The organism is Allokutzneria oryzae, assembly GCF_042429765.1.
Taxonomy (GTDB): Bacteria; Actinomycetota; Actinomycetes; order Mycobacteriales; family Pseudonocardiaceae; genus Allokutzneria; species Allokutzneria oryzae.
The window spans coordinates 343,076-362,127 of sequence record NZ_JBHLZU010000009.1; the positions used below are offsets into that span (position 1 = coordinate 343,076).

General features: G+C 70.7%; 18 protein-coding genes. 13 read left to right on the plus strand and 5 right to left on the minus strand.

The window, feature by feature from the left end; genetic code table 11:
• The first annotated feature begins 47 nt into the window (after positions 1–47).
• The 5 genes from ACFFQA_RS11035 (at position 48) to ACFFQA_RS11055 (ending at position 4,323) form a co-directional block, all read left to right on the plus strand.
• The gene (locus ACFFQA_RS11035) at positions 48–1,340 is read left to right on the plus strand and encodes an acyl-CoA dehydrogenase family protein (RefSeq protein WP_377851663.1); all 1,293 of its coding nucleotides are present in this window, start codon (positions 48–50) and stop codon (positions 1,338–1,340) included.
• Entirely contained in the window at positions 1,340–2,341 is a 1,002-nt protein-coding gene (locus ACFFQA_RS11040; RefSeq protein WP_377851664.1) for a translation initiation factor eIF-2B alpha/beta/delta subunit family protein, read from the plus strand. The genes ACFFQA_RS11035 and ACFFQA_RS11040 overlap by 1 nt, the downstream gene beginning before the upstream one ends.
• Positions 2,338–3,045: an acireductone synthase gene (mtnC, locus tag ACFFQA_RS11045; RefSeq protein WP_377851665.1), complete on the plus strand. Its 708-nt coding sequence runs from the start codon at positions 2,338–2,340 to the stop codon at positions 3,043–3,045. Before ACFFQA_RS11040 ends, mtnC begins: the two co-directional genes overlap by 4 nt.
• Before the next feature lie 91 nt (positions 3,046–3,136).
• On the plus strand, positions 3,137–3,745 hold the full coding sequence (mtnB, locus tag ACFFQA_RS11050) for a methylthioribulose 1-phosphate dehydratase (RefSeq protein WP_377851666.1): 609 nt from the start codon (positions 3,137–3,139) through the stop codon (positions 3,743–3,745).
• The gene (locus tag ACFFQA_RS11055) at positions 3,742–4,323 is read left to right on the plus strand and encodes a 1,2-dihydroxy-3-keto-5-methylthiopentene dioxygenase (protein ID WP_377851667.1); all 582 of its coding nucleotides are present in this window, start codon (positions 3,742–3,744) and stop codon (positions 4,321–4,323) included. The genes mtnB and ACFFQA_RS11055 overlap by 4 nt, the downstream gene beginning before the upstream one ends.
• Here the strand turns inward: ACFFQA_RS11055 and ACFFQA_RS11060 are convergent.
• Positions 4,309–4,962 carry a TetR/AcrR family transcriptional regulator gene (locus ACFFQA_RS11060; protein ID WP_377851668.1) on the minus strand — a complete coding sequence of 218 codons (654 nt, stop codon included), beginning with the start codon at positions 4,960–4,962 and terminating at the stop codon, positions 4,309–4,311. The genes ACFFQA_RS11055 and ACFFQA_RS11060 overlap by 15 nt on opposite strands.
• 72 nt (positions 4,963–5,034) lie before the next feature.
• On the opposite strand from ACFFQA_RS11060, the gene ACFFQA_RS11065 reads away from it, so the two are divergent.
• Positions 5,035–6,588, plus strand: coding sequence for an ABC-F family ATP-binding cassette domain-containing protein (locus tag ACFFQA_RS11065; protein ID WP_377851669.1), 1,554 nt, complete (start codon positions 5,035–5,037; stop codon positions 6,586–6,588).
• Here the strand turns inward: ACFFQA_RS11065 and ACFFQA_RS11070 are convergent.
• From ACFFQA_RS11070 to ACFFQA_RS11080, 3 genes are all read right to left on the minus strand, one after another.
• The gene (locus ACFFQA_RS11070) at positions 6,570–7,283 is read right to left on the minus strand and encodes a CoA-transferase subunit beta (protein ID WP_377851699.1); all 714 of its coding nucleotides are present in this window, start codon (positions 7,281–7,283) and stop codon (positions 6,570–6,572) included. The genes ACFFQA_RS11065 and ACFFQA_RS11070 overlap by 19 nt on opposite strands.
• Positions 7,284–7,309: 26 nt before the next feature.
• Positions 7,310–8,164, minus strand: a complete 855-nt coding sequence (locus ACFFQA_RS11075) for a CoA transferase subunit A (RefSeq protein WP_377851670.1) — start codon at positions 8,162–8,164, stop codon at positions 7,310–7,312.
• A gap of 156 nt (positions 8,165–8,320) precedes the next feature.
• Positions 8,321–8,860: a hypothetical protein gene (locus ACFFQA_RS11080; protein WP_377851671.1), complete on the minus strand. Its 540-nt coding sequence runs from the start codon at positions 8,858–8,860 to the stop codon at positions 8,321–8,323.
• Between the two features lie 168 nt (positions 8,861–9,028).
• Between ACFFQA_RS11080 and ACFFQA_RS11085 the strand changes: the two genes are divergently transcribed.
• Positions 9,029–9,769, plus strand: coding sequence for a response regulator transcription factor (locus ACFFQA_RS11085; protein ID WP_377851672.1), 741 nt, complete (start codon positions 9,029–9,031; stop codon positions 9,767–9,769).
• Complete coding sequence (locus ACFFQA_RS11090; RefSeq protein ID WP_377851673.1) at positions 9,747–11,267, plus strand: sensor histidine kinase; 1,521 nt, start codon at positions 9,747–9,749, stop codon at positions 11,265–11,267. Before ACFFQA_RS11085 ends, ACFFQA_RS11090 begins: the two co-directional genes overlap by 23 nt.
• Before the next feature lie 71 nt (positions 11,268–11,338).
• Here ACFFQA_RS11090 and ACFFQA_RS11095 read toward each other — a convergent pair whose 3' ends face one another.
• The gene (locus tag ACFFQA_RS11095; RefSeq protein WP_377851674.1) at positions 11,339–11,719 is read right to left on the minus strand and encodes a hypothetical protein; all 381 of its coding nucleotides are present in this window, start codon (positions 11,717–11,719) and stop codon (positions 11,339–11,341) included.
• A gap of 124 nt (positions 11,720–11,843) precedes the next feature.
• On the opposite strand from ACFFQA_RS11095, the gene ACFFQA_RS11100 reads away from it, so the two are divergent.
• The 5 genes from ACFFQA_RS11100 to ACFFQA_RS11120 all read left to right on the plus strand — a co-directional run bounded on the left by ACFFQA_RS11100 (position 11,844) and on the right by ACFFQA_RS11120 (position 19,013).
• The gene (locus tag ACFFQA_RS11100; RefSeq protein WP_377851675.1) at positions 11,844–13,649 is read left to right on the plus strand and encodes an ArnT family glycosyltransferase; all 1,806 of its coding nucleotides are present in this window, start codon (positions 11,844–11,846) and stop codon (positions 13,647–13,649) included.
• A gap of 71 nt (positions 13,650–13,720) precedes the next feature.
• On the plus strand, positions 13,721–14,944 hold the full coding sequence (locus ACFFQA_RS11105) for a bifunctional glycosyltransferase family 2/GtrA family protein (protein ID WP_377851676.1): 1,224 nt from the start codon (positions 13,721–13,723) through the stop codon (positions 14,942–14,944).
• Between the two features lie 28 nt (positions 14,945–14,972).
• Positions 14,973–16,841 carry a glycosyltransferase family 39 protein gene (locus tag ACFFQA_RS11110; RefSeq protein WP_377851677.1) on the plus strand — a complete coding sequence of 623 codons (1,869 nt, stop codon included), beginning with the start codon at positions 14,973–14,975 and terminating at the stop codon, positions 16,839–16,841.
• A 67-nt stretch (positions 16,842–16,908) separates the two neighbouring features.
• On the plus strand, positions 16,909–17,928 hold the full coding sequence (locus ACFFQA_RS11115) for an MBL fold metallo-hydrolase (protein ID WP_377851678.1): 1,020 nt from the start codon (positions 16,909–16,911) through the stop codon (positions 17,926–17,928).
• Positions 17,929–18,026: 98 nt separating this feature from the next.
• Complete coding sequence (locus tag ACFFQA_RS11120) at positions 18,027–19,013, plus strand: malate dehydrogenase (RefSeq protein ID WP_377851679.1); 987 nt, start codon at positions 18,027–18,029, stop codon at positions 19,011–19,013.
• Positions 19,014–19,052: the final 39 nt, after the last annotated feature.

A 19,052-nucleotide genomic window follows, 5' to 3' on the forward strand; every position in this document is an offset into this window, starting at 1 on the left:
CGATCCGGCAGAGTGGACCCGTTCGGCACCAGGTTCGAGGGAGAGCGATGAGCGACGTGCTGCGGCAGGACTGGACGAGCGTGGCCGAGGAGGTGGCGGGCAAGCTCAGGGAGGACGCCGCGGAGCGGGACCGCGCCAACGAGCCGCCCGTGCGCGAGGTCGAGCTGCTGCGTTCCTCGGGCCTGCTCACCGCGTTCATCCCGGCCGAGCACGGCGGCGGGGACGGCGATCCCACCGCCTCCGACGCGGTCACCCGGATCATCACCGCGGCCGATGCCTCCGTCGGGCACCTGCTCGGCTACCACTACCTGCACATCTGGCGTTCGGAGCTGTTCACCGACGACCCGCTCGCGGGGTCAAGCATCAACACCGACGACTCGCTTGCGGGGTCGAGCATCAACACCGACGACTCGCTTGCGGGGTCGAGCGCCAGCACCGCCGCGGACCGTGCCGCGCGGCTGCGCCGGGAGACCGCGGCCAACCGGTGGTTCTGGGGCGGGGTGGCCAACCCGCTGGACGCCGCGCTGGAGCTGACCCCGACCGACGAGGGTTTCCTGGTCAACGGGCGCAAGACGTTCGCGACCGGGGCCAGCGTCGCCGACCGGCTCGTGGTCAGCGGGACCAGGACCGACAACGGCGAGAAGGTCAGCTTCGTCGTGGACGCCCGCGCCGAGGGCGTGCGGTACCTGGAGGACTGGGACAACTCCGGGCAGCGGCTCACCGCCAGCGGCGGCGTGGTCTTCACCGGCACCCCGGTCGCCGCCGACGACGTGCTCGGCGTCCATCCGTCCACGGAGGACGAGATGGACACCCCGGCCGCACTGCGGCTGTCGCTGGCGCAGATCGCCTTCCAGGCGGTGCTCTCCCAGCTGCACGTCGGCATCGCCGAGGGCGCGATCGACCAGGCCGCCGAGTACACCAGGACCATGTCGCGACCGTGGTTCCTCTCCGGCGTGGAGAAGGCGACCGACGACCTGTACGTGCTGGTCGGCTACGGCGAGCTGGTGGCGGCGACCGAGGCGGCCGGGCTGCTGGCCGACCACGCCTCGGCGATGCTCCACGCGGCGGCGGCCGAACCGGAGCTGACCCCCGAGCTGCGCGCGGCGGCGGCGCTGACGATCTCCTCGGCCAAGGTGTTCTCCACCAGGGTGGTCAACGAGGTCACCTCGAAGATCTTCGAGTTCGTCGGCGCACGGGCGACGGCGTCGAAGTACGGCTTCGACCGGTTCTGGCGCAACGCCCGCACGATCACGCTGCACGACCCGGTGAGCTACAAGGCCCGTGAGCTGGGCGCGAACCTGCTGACCGGCGAGATCCCGCCGATCACCGGGTACAGCTGATGGTTCCGGAGATCGCGCACAGCGTCCGGCTGACCGACGACGCGGACGCGGTGCTGGTCCTGGACCGCCGCAGGCTCCCCTTCGAGCGGGTGTGGGTGCGCTGCGGGACCGTCGACGAGGTCGCTGAGGCGATCAAGGACATGGTCACGCAGTCCTCCGGCCCGTACTTCGCCGCGCTGTCGGCGATGGTGCTGGCCGCGCGCGAGGCGTCCGGCCTGTCCCCGGAGCACGCTCGCGCCCACCTGGAGCGGGCAGGTCGGCTGCTCGTGCGGACCCGGCGCACCAACAACCACCTCCGCAAGGCCGTGCACGCAGTTCTGTCCACATCGGACACTTCGGTCGACGGCGTGCTCGCGGCGGCGCGGGCGGGCGAGGAGCTGTACCGCGCGCGCAGCAGGGCGCTGGCCTCGGCCGCGGCGGAGCTGCTGCCCGACGGGGCGCGGGTGCTCACCCACTGCTGGGCCGACATCTACCTGATCGAGCTGGTCACGGCGTTGGAGCGCGCGGGCAAGCGGTTCAGCTTCGTGTGCACCGAGACCCGCCCGTACCTCCAGGGCGCGCGGCTGACCGCGCCGACCCTGGTGGAGATGGGCGTGGACACCACGCTGATCACCGACGGGATGGGCGCGGCCGTGCTCGCCGACGGCCGGGTCGACGCGCTGGTGACCGCCGCGGACCGGGTCACCATGGACGGCCACGTGGTCAACAAGGTCGGCACCCTCGGCCTCGCCGCGTCCGCGCGCGCCTTCGGGGTGCCGTTCCACGCGCTGGTCCAGGCGCCCGACCAGGACGCGGCGAGCGCCGACGCGGTGCCGATCGAGTACCGCGACCCGGCGGACGTGCTGTCCGCGCTGGGGCGGCCGGTCCCCGGCGTGCGCGGGCTCTACCCGGCCTTCGACGTCACTCCCCCGAACCTGGTCACCACGGTGGTGACCGACCGAGGCGCGTTCGCGCCCGCGGATGTCCACGAGTACTACCGAGAAGGAGAGCAGAACCAGTGATCTCACTGACCGCCCGATGGGTCGTCGTGGACATCGAGGGCACGCTGACGCCCACCAGCCAGGTGCACGTGACGCTCTACGACTACGCCCGCCCCCGGCTGGGCCCGTGGATCGACGAGCACGGCGACGACCCGGTGGTGGCGGACGCGGTCGCCCAGATCCGCTCGCTCGGCGAGCTGCCGCCGACGGCCACGACCGACGAGCTGGTCGCGGTGCTGCACGGCTGGATGGACGCCGACCAGAAGATCGCCCCGCTGAAGACCCTCCAGGGCCTGATCTGGCAGCGCGGCTACGCGGTCGGCGACCTGACCGCGCAGCTGTTCGGGGACGTTGCGGAGAAGCTGCGCGCCTGGCACGCGGCCGGCCTGACCCTGGCGGTGTTCTCATCGGGCTCGGTCCCCGGCCAGGTCGCGTTCTTCTCCCGCACCACCGAGGGCGACCTGACGGGCCTGTTCACCGCGCACTTCGACACGGTCAACGCGGGCCCGAAGCGCGAAGCGCCCTCCTACCGGGCGATCGCGAAGGCCCTCGGCGCAACCCCGGAGGAGACGGTCTTCCTCTCCGACGTCCCCGCCGAGCTGCACGCAGCCGCTGAGGCGGGCTGGCAGACCGTCGGCCTGGCCCGCGAGGGCGAACCCTTCGCCACCGCCGACTTCTCCCCCCACCCCACCCTCCCCACCCTCACCCCCCTGGAGATCAAATAACGCCATTCGCGGGCTTATGGACCGTTTTGGAGGTCCGAACAGGTCCATAAGCCCGCGAATGGCCGGGAAACGGGACGTGAGGAGGGGTGGAGTGGATGGGTTGAGGGAAGCGGGGAGGGCGCTGGCGGCGGAGTCGGCGCGGTACACCGCCATGGGGTGGATGCGCGGGACTTCGGGCAACCTCTCCGTGCGGCTGCGGGACGAGCCGCTGCGGTTGGCGGTCACCACCAGCGGGCTGGACAAGGGTGAGCTGACCGAGGACGACGTGGTCGTCGTGGACGCGTCGGGCAACGCCGTCGCGGAGCAGCCGCATCCGGAGAAGGTGCCTTCCGCCGAGGCCGGGCTGCACGGGCGGATCGCCGCCGTGTCCGGGGCCGGGGCCGTGGTGCACGTCCACGTCATGGCACCGGTGCTGGCCGCGCAGCGGTGGCCGGACGGCGTCGAGCTGGTCGACCTGGAGATGTTGAAGGGCTTCGGGCGGGCGGCGCACGACGACCTGGTGACGATCCCGGTCATCGCCAACGGGCAGGACATGCGGGTGCTCGGTGACGAGTTCGAGAAGTCCTACCGCGCCGACACTCCGGCGCTGATCGTGGCGCGACACGGGGTGTACGTGTGGGGCAAGGACCTGTACCAGGCCCGGCACCGCGTGGAGTGCCTGGAATGGTTGCTGCGCTTCAAGGTGGAGAGTGAGCGATGACGCTGTTGACGGTCTGGCCGGACGACGACCCCGGCACGGTCCTGCTGCGCACCGAGGACGGCGCGGAGATCCAGTCGGAGCTCAAGCGGCTCGGTGTGCGGTTCGAGCGGTGGGCGGTCGTGGACGGGCTGTCCGCGACGCCGACCTCCGAGGAGGTCCTCGCGGCGTACCGGGAGAACGTGGACCGCGTGGTGGAGTCCGAGGGCTACGTCCTGGTCGACGCCATGCACATGACGCCGTCGGACGACCCGGAGTGGCTGGAGAAGGCCGCGGCCGCACGAACGAAGTTCCTCGCCGAGCACACCCACGACGACGACGAGGACCGGTTCTTCGCGCGCGGCTCCGGCGTGTTCTACCTGCACGTCGGCGAGCAGGTGTACGCGGTGTTGTGCGAGGCGGGCGACTTGCTGAGCGTGCCGGCCAACACCACGCACTGGTTCGACATGGGCACCAGGCCGGACTACGTGTCGGTGCGGTTCTTCCACGACGACGAGGGCTGGGTCGGCAACTTCACCGGCAGCCCGATCGCGGAGAGCTTCCCCGACTTCGAGACGCTCGTGGCGTCACGACCGCAGTGACTCCAGTCCGTCCATGAAGGACTCCAGCCCCTGCGCGAAGACCGCGTCCCAGTCCTCTTCGCGCAGGTGGCCGTTGTCCACCAGGGTCGGGTAGCTCTCCCACTGCTCGACCAGGTACTCCGCCGCGACCAGCCCGTCCTCGCTCCGCGCGGTGGTCAGGGTCAGCGCCGAGCCGGTGACGTAGTTCGCCAGCCCGTGCGCGGCGGTGGCCAGTGCGGCCTTGGTGAACCCGGCGCGGACCAGTGCCGCGTACAGGAACTCCGTGCGCGCCAGCACGTTCGGCCCGACCATCGGCCGCCCGACCAGGGCCGCCGACCACGGGTGCCGCAGCATCGCTGCGCGCCAGCCGGTGACCAGCGCGCGCACGTCGGCCCGCCAGTCGCCGGTCGGCTCTGGCAGCACGACCTCGCCGAAGACCGCGTCCAGCGCCAGGTCCAGCACGTCGTCCTTGGTGTCGACGTGCCAGTAGAGCGTGGTCGGCCCCGCGTCCAGGCGCTGCGCCAGCCGCCGCATGGTCAGCTTCGCCGTGCCCTCCTCGTCGAGCAGCGCCACCGCCTCGGCGACAATCTTTTCCCTGGTCAGCGGGGGTGCTTCGCGTGCGGCGCGGCGCTGCCGCTGCCAAACCGGCTTGTCCTTCACACCCCCGACACTAGTACAGTGCACGAGCACTAGAACGTTGGTCTAGTGCTCGAACATCGATCCAGGAGGGGCATGGGACACGTCGAGGTCGACTCCCTCACCTACGTCCTGCCGGACGGGCGGCGACTGCTGGACGCGGTGTCCTTCCGGGTCGGTGAGGGCGTGAAGGCCGCACTCGTCGGCCCGAACGGCGCGGGCAAGACCACACTGCTGCGACTGGTCGCCGGTGACATCCGGCCGGCGTCCGGCACGGTGACCAGCTCCGGCGGCCTCGGCGTCATGCGGCAGTTCATCTCCGGCGACACCGTCGGAGAGCTGCTGCTCGCGGTCGCCCCGCCCAGGATCAGAGCGACGACGGAAGAGCTGGTGCGCGCCGAACGCGGGTTGGACGACACCGAGCCCAGCCAGCTGACCTACGCCCGAGCGCTCAGCGACCACGTCGACGCGGGCGGCTTCGACATCGAGGTCGTGTGGGACGCGTGCGTCACCGCGGCACTCAACCTCTCCTATGCGGACACCAAGGACCGACCGGTGTCCACATTGTCCGGTGGCGAGCAGAAACGCCTGGTGCTGGAGGCATTGCTCCGAGGGCCGGACCGCGTGCTGTTGCTCGACGAGCCTGACAACTACCTCGACATCGCGGGCAAGGAGTGGTTGGAGGACCAGCTCAAGGCCACCACCAAGACCGTGCTGCTGGTCTCGCACGACCGCCAGCTGCTGGCGAACTCCGCTGATCGCGTCATCACCGTCGAGTCCCGCACGGTCTGGGTGCACGGCGGCGGCTTCGCCGGCTACGCCCAAGCCCGCCGCGACCGCACCGACCGGCTCGACGAGCTGAAGCGGCGGTGGGAGGAGGAGCGCACGCGACTCAAGCGATCGGTGCACCTGTTGCGGCAGCGCGCGGTCAACAACGACGCCGTCGCCGCGGCCTACCGCTCCGCGCAGACCAAGCTCACCCGCTTCGAAGCCGCGGGGCCGCCGCAGCGCGCCCCGCGCGAGCAGAACGTCCGCATGCGCCTTCGCGGTGGACGAACGGGAAAACGCGCTGTCACCTGCGAAAACCTTGAGCTGCCTGGGTTGCTCAAGCCGTTCGACTTCGAGATGTGGTTCGGCGAACGCGTCGCGGTACTCGGCGCCAACGGGACCGGGAAGTCTCATCTACTCCGGCTGCTCGCCGGAGAACCGTTGCCGCACAACGGAACCGTGCAGCTCGGCGCGCGGGTGCGACCGGGCCTGTTCGTCCAGACGCACACCCGGCCCGACCTGCACGGCCGCACTCCGGCGGACATCGTCATGTCGGAGCACGCGTTGACGCGCAACGACGCCATGGCCTCGCTCGCCCGCTACGAGCTGGCACCAGCGGGAGCGCAACGGTTCGAGACCCTCTCCGGCGGACAGCAGGCGAGGTTGCAGATCCTGTTGCTGGAGCTGTCCGGGGCGACGCTGCTGCTGCTCGACGAGCCCACCGACAACCTGGACCTGGCGAGCGCGCAGGCCCTCCAGGACGGCCTGGAGTCCTTTGCTGGCACGGTGATCGCGGTGACGCACGACCGCTGGTTCGCTGCGGACTTCGACCGCCGCCTGGTGGTCGGCGAGGACGGGACGGTTCAGGAGGCGGACCGCTGACGCAGCGCGCGCAGCGCGGCGAGCTCCGAGGAGGTCGGCGGCGAGGTCACCTCGACATGCTCGGCCACGCGCAGGTCCCAGCCGGTCGCCGCCCTGGCCTGCTCGACGCTGCTGTTCGGGTGGACTGCGACGAGCACCAGCTCCCCCGACTCGTCGGGCCGGAGGACTCCGAGGTCGGTCAGCACCACTCGCGGCCCGGCTCCCCGGTAGCCCAACTGCTCCCGCGCGCCGTTGCCGACGGAGGGGACGAACGACAGCTTCTCCACGAACGCGCGCGGACTCTGCCGCAGCACCACGATCACCTCCTTGGCGGACGCGGCGATCTCCGGCGCGCCACCGGCTCCCGGCAGGCGGACATCGGGGTTGGCGTAGTCGCCGACGACGGTGGAGTTGAGGTTGCCGTAGCGGTCGATCTGCGCCGCGCCGAGGAACCCGACGTCCACCCGACCGGCCTGCAGCCAGTAGTTGAAGATCTCCGGCACCGAGACCAGCGCGTCTGCGGTGTCGGCGAGCTCACCGTCCCCAATGGACAGTGGAAGCCGGTCGGGCTTGGCGCCGATGGTGCCGGACTCGTAGACCAGTGTGCAGTTCGGCGCGTGGGTGGCGCGGGCGAGGTTCGCCGCCGCGCTGGGCAGGCCGATCCCCACAAAGCACAGCACGCCGTCGCGCAGCTCCCGCGCCGCCGCGACGGTCATGATCTCGTCGGTGGTGAAGTCCGTGTTCACCCCAGGCTCCTCAGGTGCGCTGCGTGGTCCTCGACGTCCAGAACGTGGTCGCGCATCCACGCCGCGAACGCGTCGCGGTCCCGGCTGATCACGTCCCACTCGCGGTAGAACGCGTTGTCCCGGTCGTAGTACCCGTGCGCGTACGACGGGTAGGACCCGCGCTCCACCTGGACGACGGCGTCGACGGCGATCGACGGCAGCACGACCTGCCCGTGGTGCGGCTGGATCTCGTCGACGATCTCCTCGACCGTGACCAGTGACCTGCTCGCGGCGAGCACGACTTCCTTCTGCACTCCGGTGATCCCCCAGAACGCGACGTTGCCGCGCCGGTCCGCCTGCTGCGCGTGCACGATCGCCACGTCCGGGTTGAGCGCGGGCACCGCGGCCAGCTCCTCACCGGTGAACGGGCAGCGCACGGTGCTGATCGTCGGGGTGACCGAGGGCAGGTCGGTGCCGACGTAGCCGCGCAGCACGGCGAACGGCAGCCGCGCGGCCCCGGCGACGTAGCGGTTGGCCATGCCCGCGTGGCTGTGCTCCTCGATCTCCAGCGGATGCGGGTGACCGTGCTCGACGGCGTCCCGGAACCGGTGCAGCGAGCCGACTCCGGGGTTGCCGCCCCAGGAGAAGACGAGCTTGCGCGCGCAGCCCATGCCGATGAGCTGGTCGTAGATGAGGTCGGGGGTCATCCGGATCAGCGTGAGGTCCCGGCGGCGCTGCCGGATGATCTCGTGCGCGGCGGCGGTCGGGATGAGGTGGGTGAAGCCCTCCAGCGCGACGGAGTCCCCGTCGTGCACGAGCTCCGCAACCGCCTCCGCCAGCCTCAGCCCCTTCACGCCACTCAGCCCCTCCACCCCACTCCACCTCTTCACCCCACCCACTCTCCCCCCACCCCTCCCATACGTCCAATACCATCCCCTCCCACCCCCCATACCCCCCAAATATGGCCATTCGCGGGCTTATGGACGCTTCAGCGCGCTGGAAGAGGTCCATAAGCCCGCGAATGGCCGTCAGTTGCCGCGGCGGCGGGGGGTGGTGGAGGCGTCGGTGATCGCGGTGGCCTTGTTGGTGGCGTCGGCGGTGATGGTGACGGTCTTGCCGTTCGTGATGCTGTCGATCTTCGACGAGCCGTTGTTGATCACCGTGGCGGCGTCGACGGTGTAGACCTGGGTGTAGCCGTCCACGCTCTTCGCCGTGATCGACGTGGCGCTGACCTCGGTCACCGAACCGGTCTGGGTGCGCTCGGTCTTGTAGCCGCCGTTGCCGTCGGAGACCACGAACTCGCCGTGCAGCGACTCCCGGATCGGCCCGCCGCCCATGCCACCGGGCCCGAGGATCACGGGACCGCCGCCCATCCGGACACCGCCCGGCCCCTGAGCCGTCGCGCTCTCCCCGCCCATCGCGTAGATGGTGACCCCGCCCGCCGCGGCGATGCCCACGGCGACCGCCGCGGCCACGGCGGTCTTGCGGGCCGACCACGTCCGCGCTGGCGTCTGCTGCGGGCCGCCCCAACCGGGGTCCTGGGTCTGGTCGTGCACCGGGTCAGTCATGGGAGTCCTCCTGTGGTGGATCTTCTGGCTCCACCGTCACCGCCGAGGCTGTGCGCCAGCTGTGCGCGGGGTGGGGACACGCTGTGCCACCACCGGGTGCGCCGGACGCACAGCTGCTACACAGGAACCGCACAGCACCGGCACAACCCCGCCGACGACCTTGGGAGCATGGCCACGGTGAACGCTGAGACGTCCCGCTCCGACCTGCGCCGCGCCGACGGGCAGCCGGTGCGGGTGCTGGTCGTCGACGACGAGGCGAGCCTGGCCGAGCTGGTGTCGATGGCGCTGCGCTACGAGGGCTGGGAGATCCGCAGCGCGGGCGACGGCATGACCGCCGTGCGCCTCGCGCGGGAGTTCCGCCCCGACGTGGTGGTGCTCGACATCATGCTGCCCGACCTCGGTGGCCTTGAGGTGCTCGCCCGGATGCGCGCGGAGGCACCGGAGATGCCGGTGCTGTTCCTGACCGCCAAAGATGGCGTCGCCGACCGGATCGCGGGGCTGACCGCGGGCGGGGACGACTACGTGACCAAGCCGTTCAGCCTGGAGGAGGTCGTGCTGCGGCTGCGGGCGCTGCTGCGCAGGACGCGCGTCGCCAAGGCCGCAGACGGCTCCGAGCTGGTGGTCGGCGACCTCGTGCTCGACGAGGACAGCCGCGAGGTGCGCAGGGCGGGCACCGAGATCGAGCTGACCGCCACCGAGTTCGAGCTGCTGCGCTACCTCATGCGCAACCCCAGGCGGGTGCTGAGCAAGGCGCAGATCCTGGACCGCGTGTGGAGCTACGACTTCGGCGGCCAGGCCAACATCGTCGAGCTCTACATCTCCTACCTGCGCAAGAAGATCGACGCCGGCCGGGAGCCGATGATCCACACGATGCGCGGCGCCGGTTATGTCCTCAAGCCAGCGGGCTGAGCCCCGGCGGCGGTGGCACCGCCTGTTCGAATGGTCCACATCGGACTGGTCGTTGCGCCGCAAGCTCGTCGCGCAGGTCGCCGTGCTGCTGGCGTTGGTGCTGCTGATGGTCGGCGTGGGTACCGAGCTCGCGCTGCGCACCTTCCTCGTCAGCCAGCTCGACCGGCAGCTCGCAGCGGACAGCGCGCGCTCTCCCCTGCCACGGGATCCCATGCCGCCTCCGCCGCGCGGCACCGAGTCCACGGTGCGGCAGTTCAATCCCGGCCACCCGATCGGCACGATCAACGCCGAGTTCGTCGACGGCCGGTTCGTGTTCGCCAGGCAGCTCGGCGCCAACGGAAACCAGGAGCTGCAGCAGAACCTGCCTCCGGAGACGCTGGCACCTCTGCTGGCGTTGCGCATCGACAACCAGCAGCACACGGTGTCCCTCGGCTCGCTCGGACGGTTCCGGGTGCAGGCGTCGCAGGGGCTGTTCGGCACGAAGGTCCTCGGGCTACCGCTGAGCCAGGTCGAGGAGACGCTGCTCCGGCTCGCGTTGATCATCGGCGGCGTCGCGGTCACCGGACTGCTGGCCGCCGGCGTGGTCGGCGCGTGGGTCATCCGCCGCACCCTGCGCCCGCTGGACCGGGTGGCGACCACCGCGCGCAGGGTCGCGGAGCTGCCGCTCAACCGCGGTGAGGTGGTGCTGCCGATGCGCGTTCCCGAGGAGGACACCAACCCCAGGACCGAGGTCGGCCAGGTCGGCGCGGCGCTGAACCACATGCTCAGCCACGTCGCGGACGCGCTCAGCGCACGCCAGGCGAGCGAGAGCCGGGTTCGCCGGTTCGTCGCGGACGCCAGTCACGAGCTGCGCACGCCGCTGGCCTCGATCCGGGGCTACGCCGAGCTGACCCGCAGGGGCAACGACGAGGTCCCGCCGGACGTCGCCCACGCGATGGGCCGCATCGAGTCGGAGTCCGCCAGGATGACGACGCTGGTCGAGGAGCTGTTGCTGCTGGCGCGCCTGGACTCCGACCGCCCGGTGGTGCACGGCCCGGTGGACCTGTCCCGCGTGGTCGCCGACGCGGTGGCGGACGCCCACGTCGCGGGCCGCGACCACCGCTGGGTGCTGGAGCTGCCGCCGGAGGCGATCACGGTGACCGGCGACGCGAGCCAGCTGCACCAGGTGGTGACCAACCTGCTGACCAACGCGCGCACGCACACCCCGCCGGACTCCACGGTGACGACGGCGCTGAGCACGTCGGCGGGCACCGCGGTGCTGACCGTGACCGACAACGGCCCCGGCATTCCCGCGGAGCTGCAACCCGAGGTGTTCGAGCGCTTCGCCCGTGGCGACACCTCGCGGTCCCGCGCCGCCGGGAGCACCGGGCTCGGCCTGGCGATCGTCGCGGCGGTGGTGTCGGCGCACCACGGGCGGATCGACCTGGACAGCCGCCCTGGCCACACCCGCATGACCGTTGTCCTGCCGCTGCACGCCGAGGACCGGCAGGGCGACTGACCACGACGAGCGCCGCCACCACGCTGTGTGGCGCACGTCGCAGTCAGACAAAAGCATTTTTCAAGAATCCACTAGAAATCCCAGTGCTCACATTTCTCGTCCCGGGCGTAACCAGAACCGAAGTTGAAAGCACGGGCGATCGTGCACCACTCCTGGTCGCCCTTCATGTTCGGCTTGGTCGCGGTCACCTCACAGGTCTTGGAGTTCGGGCACGTCTTGTCAGTACCCACCCCTTGCAGAGACCCGTCACGCACGACCCAGGCTCGCACCACCAAGTTGGCGTGCCTGTTCTTGCAGGTGACGGACGCCTTCGCGTAGATCTGTCCGCCCGAGTAGGTGGGCACTGACGCGGTGGCCCGGCAGTCGCCTCTCTGGTCGGCCGCGGCCGAACCCGCGGGCAGCACCGCGCCGACGCACACCAGCGCGACAACGGCGGCGATACGACGAAACATTCATGACTCCTTTTCACGACAGCGGAAATGGCGACAGGGAGAATAGACACCAGGTCGCCAACCGCACAGGTGGTGCACAGGAAGCGCACACGGAGGCCACAGCGGCGGCAAAGAGGCTGGCCGCATGGCCATCGCACCAGCCCGCTCCTGGGAGCGCCCAGCCCTGATCACCCTGCTCGGCGCCACGGCGGTGCTCTACCTCTGGGCGCTCGGCGACTCGGGGTGGGCCAACGCCTACTACTCCGCCGCCGCCCAGGCGGGCGGACAAAGCTGGACCGCGTGGTTCTTCGGCGCCACCGACGCCGCCAACGGGATCACCGTCGACAAGACCCCGGCTTCGTTGTGGCTGATGGGACTGTCCGTGCGGTTGTTCGGTCTCAGCTCGTGGAGTGTCCTTGTCCCCCAAGCACTCGCGGGCATCGCGTCCGTGTGGTTGCTCTACGCCACGGTGCGCAGGTGGTTCCCCGCGAGCGCGGCGCTGCTGAGCGGAGCCGCGCTCGCGCTCACACCGGTCGCCGCGCTGATGTTCCGCTTCAACAACCCCGACGCCCTGCTCGTGCTCCTGCTCGTCGCCGCCGCGTACTCCTTGGTGCGAGCGCTGGAGAACGGCAGCACGTGGTGGATGGTGTTGTGCGGCACGGCAATCGGTTTCGGCTTCCTCACGAAGATGCTGCAAGCGCTGCTCGTCGTGCCCGCGTTCGCCCTCGTCTACCTCGTCGCCGCGCCGACCGGTCTCGGCAGGAGAGTCGCACAGCTGTTCGTGGCCGGGCTCGCCATGGTGGTCGCGGGCGGCTGGTGGGTGCTGGTCGTCGAGCTGGTCCCCGCGTCCGCCAGGCCCTACATCGGCGGCTCGCAGGCGAACAGCGTTCTCGAACTCACCTTGGGCTACAACGGTTTGGGCCGTCTCACCGGTGACGAGGTCGGCAGCGTCGGCGGAGGCAGGGGCTTCGGCGGTGTCGGGCTCGGGAGGCTGTTCACCTCGGAGATGGCCGGGCAGATCGCGTGGCTGCTGCCCGCTGCGCTGATCTTCCTCGCCTTCGGCCTGATCGCCACCCGCCAGGCCCCGCGCACCGATCGGACGCGGGCCGCTTTCCTTGTGTGGGGCGGATGGCTGGCCGTCACGGGCCTGGTCTTCAGCTACATGAACGGCATCATCCACTCCTACTACACGGTCGCGCTGGCCCCCTCGATCGCCGCGCTGGTGGGCATGGGCGCGGCTCTGGCTTGGAGGGAGCGGGACCGCGGCGGCTCCGTCGCGTTGTTCCTCGCGGTCGGCGGCACCGCCATGTGGTCGGCACGCCTGTTGAGCAGCAGCATGTTCGCCCTCGCGGTGGGAGTGGGAGTTGTGGGCCTCGGCGCGGCCGTGCTCCTGCTGTTCGCCGGGCACCTTCCGCAGAACTTCGTGCGCGGCACGATCGTCGCCGCACTGGTCGGTGCCCTCGCCGCTCCCACCGCCTACTCAGTGGCGACCGCCGCGACACCGCACAGCGGAGCCCTGCCATCCGCAGGCCCCAGCCAAGGAGGGCGAGCCATGGGCCCCAACGGGATGAGCCGCACGGGCGGTGGTGGCATGGGCAGCCTGCTCAACGCGGGGACCCCCGGAACGGAGCTCACCGCGCTGCTGGTCAACGGCGCCGCCGGGTACACGTGGGTGGCCGCCGCCGTCGGGTCGAACAGCGCGGCCGGTTTCCAGCTGGCGTCGGGGGCCCCGGTGCTCGCCGTCGGCGGGTTCAACGGCACCGACCCAGCCCCCACACTCGACGAGTTCCAGTCCTATGTCCGAAGTGGACGGATTCACTACTTCCTCGGCGGTGCGGGAATGCAGGCCGAAAGCGGCAGCGACGAGTCCCGCAGGATCGCCGAGTGGGTCGCCGCGACCTACAACTCCTCCACTGTGGACGGTGTGACCGTCTACGACCTCACGCGATGAGTGCCGGGCTCACAGGCCGAACACAGGAACGCCACATGGACGGCACAGTCCACACCGGAACCGTCGATCACATGACCACGACCTTGCCGCCGGACCGCGCCAACGCCGGTCCGCACCCTGTGCAGTTCGATCCGACCGGCCGGACCCCGCTGCTCGACGTGGTGGTCCCGGTCTACAACGAGGAGGCCGACCTCGCGGCCTGCGTGCGCCGCCTGCACGCCCACCTCTCCGAGCGCCTGCCCTACTCCTTCCGCATCACCGTCGCCGACAACGCCAGCACCGACGGCACCCTGGCCATCGCAACCGGCCTCGCCGCCGATCTGGCCGAGGTCAGCGTCGTGCACCTCGCGGAGAAGGGCCGGGGGCGGGCGCTGCGGCAGGTGTGGTCGGACTCCGACTCCCCCGTGCTCGCCTACATGGACGTGGACCTGTCCACCGACCTCGCCGCGTTGTTCCCGCTGATCGCCCCGCTGATCTCCGGGCACTCCGACGTGGCGATCGGCACCCGGCTGGCGCGCGGCGCGCGGGTGGTGCGCGGCCCGAAGCGCGAGTTCATCTCCCGCTGCTACAACCTGATCCTGCGCGGCGCGCTCGCCGCCAGGTTCTCCGACGCGCAGTGCGGCTTCAAGGCGATCCGCAAGGACGTCGCCGGCCGCCTCCTGCCGCTGGTCGAGGACACCGGCTGGTTCTTCGACACCGAGCTGCTCGTGCTCGCCCAGCAGGCGGGCCTGCGCATCCACGAGGTCCCGGTGGACTGGGTGGACGACCCGGACAGCCGCGTTGACATCGTCTCCACCGCGATCGCCGACCTCAAGGGCGTCGCCCGGCTGGCCAAGGGGCTGGCGACCGGCTCGTTGAAGATCACTGGCATCGGCCGGGAGCCGTTGCCGGGCGTGCCACCGAAGCTGGCCAACCAGGCCGTGCGCTTCGCCGCGGTCGGCATCGCCAGCACCCTGGCCTACCTCCTGCTCTACAGCCTGCTGCGCGGCGGTGTCGGCGCACAGGCGGCCAACCTGGTCGCGCTGCTGGTGACCGCCGTCGGCAACACCGCGGCGAACCGGCGGTTCACCTTCGGCGTCCGCGGCCGTGGCGGCGCGGCCAGGCACCACCTCCAGGGCCTGGTGGCCTTCGCGCTCGGCCTCGCGCTGACCAGCGGCTCGTTGGCAGCGCTGCACGCCTTGACCGCACCGGGCCAGCTCGTCGAGCTCGGCGTGCTGGTGCTGGCCAACCTCGTCGCGACCGTACTGCGCTTCTTGTTGTTGCGGCACTGGGTGTTCCGCGCCCGACGTGCCTGACGGAGCACCACCTTCACAGGGAGAACCGATGACCACCTCGCTGAGCGCCCCCGCTCCCGAGAAAGCCACAAACGTTGCGCCACACCACAAAAGTCCCCGCTGGGTGCGGGCATCGTTCTCCGCGTTGCTGCTCGGGACAGCGCTGCTCTACCTCTGGGACCTCGGCTCGTCCGAGTACGCCAACACCTACTACTCGGCGGCGGTGCAGGCGGCGGCACAGAGCTGGAAGGCGTGGCTGTTCGGCTCACTGGACGCGGGCAACATCGTCACCGTCGACAAGCCACCGGCGGCCCTGTGGCTGATGGGACTGTCAGCGCGGCTGTTCGGGTTCTCCACGTGGAGCATGCTCGTGCCCCAGGCACTGGCCGGGGTCGCCTCGGTCGCGCTGCTGTACGCGGCGGTGCGGCGCTGGTTCGGACCGGCGGCCGGGTTGCTCGCGGGCGCGGTCCTCGCGCTGACGCCGGTGGCCGCGATCATGTTCCGGTTCAACAACCCCGACGCGCTGCTCGTGCTGCTGCTCGTCGCGGCCGGGTACTGCCTGACAAGGGCGCTGGAGAACGGCAGCACGCGATGGTTGTTGCTGTGCGGCACGGCGATCGGCTTCGGCTTCCTCACCAAGATGCTCCAGGCGTTCCTGGTGTTGCCCGCCTTCGGGCTGGTCTACCTGATCGCGGCGCCTACCGGGCTCGGCAAGCGGATCGCGCAGCTCGCGGGCGCGATGGGCGCGGTGATCGCCTCCGCGGGGTGGTACATCGCGCTGGTGGAGCTGTGGCCGGCGTCCTCGCGGCCCTACATCGGCGGCTCAACCACCAACAGCGCGCTCGAACTCGCCTTGGGCTACAACGGTCTCTCCCGGATCTTCGGCAACACCGGAGGCGGACCCGGCGGAAGCGGACCCGGCGGAGGCGGCGGTGAGCGGGTCGTGATGGGCGGCGGCGGGGCTGGGAACCTCGGCTTCGGCGGGGAGTCCGGGATCACCCGGCTCTTCGGCGACAGCATGGGCGCGGAGATCTCGTGGCTGCTGCCCGCCGCGCTGATCGGGCTCGTCGCCGGGTTGTGGTTCACCCGCAGGGCACCGCGCACCGACCGCACCCGCGCGGCCCTGATCCTGTGGGGCGGCTGGCTCGTGGTGTCGGGCCTGGTGTTCAGCTTCATGAGCGGCATCGTGCACCCGTACTACACGGTCGCGCTCGCACCGGCGATCGGTGCGCTGGTGGCGATCGCCGGACGCCAGCTGTGGTTGGGGCGCAAGAACAAGTCGGCACGCGCGGTACTCGCGTCGATGATCGTCGTGACTGGGGTGTGGGGCGCGATCCTGTTGAGCCGCAACGGTTCCTGGTACACCTACCTCGGCTGGGTCGCGTTTGGACTGACCGTCGTCGCGGCAACTGGAGTCGTTCTCGGCGCTCGAAGGCTCGGCGCGCTTCTGCTCGCTGTGACGCTGATCGGCGGCCTGAGCAGCACGGCGGCCTACGCCGCGGTCACCGCGAGCGTTCCGCACACCGGCTCGATCCCGATGTCCGGGCCGCGGTCCGACCAGGGCGGCCCCGGCGGCGGTGGACCGCGCAGCGGAGAGCAGACGAACACCGAGCTGGTCGAGCTGCTGAAGGCGACAACGACCACCTGGGCCGCCGCGTCCAACGGCGCGCAGGGCTCCGGCGGCCTGCAACTGGCCAGCGGCAGGCCGGTGATGGCCATCGGCGGCTTCAGCGGCCGTGACCCGGCACCGACCCTGGAGGAGTTCAAGCAGTACGTGGCGCGGGGCCAGGTCGCCTACTACGTCTCCGGTGGCATGGGCGGCGGCGGGATGGGCGGCGGCACCGAGATCGCCACCTGGGTGCAGGAGAACTTCACCCCGAGGACTTACGGTGGCTTCACCGTCTACAAGCTGACCTGACCAGCGCGAATGTCACCAAGCAATCGCTTGGTTTACGCTCTGTGCCACGGCAGCGAGGAGGACCGTCGTGGCACAGAGCAAGGCCTGGACCGAGCCCGGCCCGATCACCGTCGCCCCCGGGGTGCACCGCATCCCGCTGCCCCTGCCCAACGACGGCCTGCACGCGGTGAACGTCTACGCGATCGAGGACGGCGACCGGCTGGTGCTGATCGACTCCGGCTGGGCGCTGCGCGAGAGCCGGGACTCCCTCGCCGCGGCGCTGCGGCACCTCGACCGCGACCTCGGCGACATCTCCCGGTTCCTGGTCACCCACATCCACCGGGACCACTACACCCAGGCAGTGGCCCTGCGGCGCGAGTTCGGCAACCGCATCGCGCTCGGCATCGGCGAACAGCCCTCACTGACCGGGCAGCTGCTCACCGACGAGCCGCAGCTGACGCAGCACGCGGAGAAGCTGCTCAGCTGTGGCGCGAAGGTGGTGCTGGACCGCATCGCCACCGCGTTCGACGTCACGCCGGAGCCGGGCGTGTGGGAGGAACCGGACGAGTGGCTGTCCAACGACACGGTCATCGAGATCGGCGACCGCGCCCTTCGCGTGGTCGAGACACCGGGCCACACCCAGGGACACGTGGTCTTCGTCGACGACAAGGCCGGGCTGCTCTTCGCGGGTGACCACGTGCTGCCGCACATCACGCCGTCGATCGGCTTCGAGGCGGTGATCCCCGACTACCCGCTGCGCGACTACCTGGAGTCCCTGAAGCTCGTCCGCGCCATGCCCGACCTCCGCCTGCTGCCCGCGCACGGCCAGGTCGCCGACAGCGTGCACGACCGCGTCGACGAGCTGCTCGACCACCACGAGCGGCGGCTGGACACGATCGCGGCGGCGCTCGACGCGGGGGCGGCGAACGCCTACGACGTCGCGCGCCTGATCGGCTGGACACGACGGGAACGGCACTTCGACGACCTCGACCCGTTCAACCAGATGCTGGCGGTGCTGGAGACCGGGGCGCACCTGGACCTGCTCGTGCTGCGCGGGCGGCTGCGCTCGACGACCATCGACGGCGTCGCGCACTACGCGGTTCGGTGAACCGGCGCTGTGACGTGCGCCCCCGTCCGTCCGCTGCCGGGACCCGGATGGATAGCATCCCCAGGGTTGGCAACCCCACGCTCAATGAGGAGATCGTCATGGCCCAAGCTCCCGTCAACGTCACCGTTACCGGAGCGGCCGGACAGATCGGCTACGCCCTGTTGTTCCGCATCGCCTCCGGGCAGCTGCTCGGCGCGAACACCCCGGTCAAGCTGCGTCTGCTGGAGATCCCCCAGGCCGTGAAGGCCGCGGAGGGCACCGCGATGGAGCTCGACGACTGCGCCTTCCCGCTGCTCCAGGGCATCGACATCACCGACGACGCCAAGAAGGCCTTCGACGGCACCAACGTCGCCCTGCTCGTCGGCGCCCGCCCGCGCGCCAAGGGCATGGAGCGCGGCGACCTGCTCGCGGCCAACGGCGGCATCTTCAAGCCGCAGGGCGAGGCCATCAACGCCGGTGCCGCGGACGACGTGCGCGTGCTGGTCGTCGGCAACCCCGCCAACACCAACGCCCTCATCGCCCAGGCGCACGCCCCGGACGTGCCCGCCGAGCGCTTCACCGCGATGACCCGCCTCGACCACAACCGCGCGCTGTCGCAGCTGTCGGCCAAGCTCGGCGTCGCGGTCACCGACATCAAGAAGCTGACCATCTGGGGCAACCACTCCGCCACCCAGTACCCCGACCTGTTCAACGCCGAGGTCAACGGCAAGGTCGCCGCGGAGCAGGTCGAGCAGGAGTGGCTGCGCGAGGACTTCATCCCGACCGTCGCCAAGCGCGGCGCGGCGATCATCGAAGCGCGCGGCGCGTCCTCGGCGGCGTCGGCGGCGAACGCGGCGATCGACCACATCTACGACTGGGTCAACGGCACCCCCGAGGGTGACTGGACCTCGGCGGCCGTGGTCTCCGACGGCTCCTACGGCGTGCCCGAGGGCCTGATCTCCTCGTTCCCAGTGGTCTCCCGCAACGGCCGCTACGAGATCGTCCAGGGCCTGGAGATCGACGCGTTCTCCCGCGAGCGCATCGACGCCTCGGTCAAGGAGCTGACCGAGGAGCGCGACGCGGTCAAGCAGCTCGGCCTGATCTGACCCACGCTCTCCCGACGACCCCCGGCCCACTCGGCCGGG